The 1608-nt window shown below is 64.2% G+C and carries 1 protein-coding gene; it reads left to right on the top strand.

Annotated features, from left to right (window positions below; translation table 11 throughout):
- The first annotated feature begins 133 nt into the window (after nucleotides 1–133).
- Nucleotides 134–1294: an IS1249 family transposase gene (locus tag KIH81_RS11905; RefSeq protein WP_214305517.1), complete on the top strand. Its 1161-nt coding sequence runs from the start codon at nucleotides 134–136 to the stop codon at nucleotides 1292–1294.
- Nucleotides 1295–1608: the final 314 nt, after the last annotated feature.

Genomic DNA, 1608 nt, shown 5'->3' with positions numbered 1-1608 from the left:
GGGTTATAGGAACCAAACGTGGTGTTTATGACCGGGGTTTGGCCTTGTAGCAGTAGGCGTGTCGGGGTGGTTTTAACGCGATGTCGTATTAAAGGCCGCCGGTCAGGCCGTCCGGTGCCTGTTCGATGGGTGTATGAGGACGAAGTCGAAGAGGGCCCGGCTGTGCCCGGTATGCGGAAAACCGATGAGGAAGAACGGAAGGACGAAGGCCGGCTCCCAACGCTGGAAATGCACGGACTGCTCATTGGGGGCCACCGCGCCCAGGCCGGACAGGAAGCATGACGCCGACCTGCGGGCCTTCCTCGACTGGTTGCTTTCCGGCAGGACGCAGGGCGACATGGGCCCTGGGCCGCGCGCGTTCCGCAAACGCATCCGATGGTGCTGGAACGTCCGGCCCGTCATCCCTCCTCCGACCGTCAGGCATCACACGGTGATGGCGGACGGCACGTACATGAACCACGACTGGTGCCTGATCGTCGCGGTCGACGGCGAGAGCGGCGAGGTGCTGGGCTTCCAGTGGTGCGCGCACGAGTCGAAGGCCGCGTACATGGCGCTGTTCTCCCGCATCCCCGCACCCGACGTGCTGGTCACCGACGGGCTGCGTGGCGCCGAGACCGCATGCCATGAGACATGGCCGGACGCCCGGATCCAGCGCTGTCTGGTGCACGTGCAACGCAACACGAGGACCGACCTGACCTCGAAGCCCAGGCTCGAGGCCGGCAGGGAGCTCAAGAGACTCTCCGACCGGCTCACCAAGGTCCATGACGCCGAGCATGCGGCCCGATGGGGCGAGGCGCTCAACGCATGGCATCTCAGGTGGGGTGATTTCATCAACGAACGCACCCTCGCGAAGGACGATCCGACGAATCCGAAGGCCACGCGTCAGGAGTGGTGGTGGACGCACCAGGAGGTCCGACGCTGCTACCGGCGGTTGGAGAAACTGTTCCGCGAGGGCAAGCTGTTCGCGTTCCTCGAGCCTTCGCTGACCGCCGCGGGACCGGTGGCACGCAACACGAACCGTCTTGAGGGCGGCGTCAACTCGCCGCTCAAGCGCATGCTCCTCGACCATCGCGGTCTGCCCGAGGAGCATATGAGACGCGCCTGCGAATGGGTGTGCTACATGAAAAGCGGATCCCCGGCCCCCGCATCACTGATCAGACCCGAACACTGGAGGCCGGCACGACCATCACCGGCCGAAGAGGACGGCGACGACACCGGAGCGCCGAAGTACGTCACCGGGGTCAGCTGGGACGAGTTCCACACCCATATCGGATGGCAGGCCAACGACCATTAGCCCTCACCATCCATGAGCCGACGTCCCATCCCGTGCCGGGGACGCATACCCCGGTGCGTGAAACGATATTTCAAACTCGCTCTGGCACTGACCCGCGCGTCCGTCATGGTCGCCTTCGCCTATGCGGCAGCACAACATGGCGACCTGTCACTAATCCCCGACGCAGTCGATGACTCGGTCAAGGCCGCCCGCGCCCTATGCGATGCGATCATCGGCGTCAGCGAGACCCATAAAATCGACGAACACCGCCCCCGTCACGCGAAGACCCGACCATTCTGACCGGTCTAAAACACCACGTTTGGTTCCTATAGCCC

The organism is Bifidobacterium miconisargentati, assembly GCF_019331675.1.
GTDB classification, from domain to species: Bacteria; Actinomycetota; Actinomycetes; order Actinomycetales; family Bifidobacteriaceae; genus Bifidobacterium; species Bifidobacterium miconisargentati.
The sequence above is the reverse complement of the archived record's forward strand: the minus strand, read 5'-3'. Positions and strand labels throughout refer to the sequence as shown.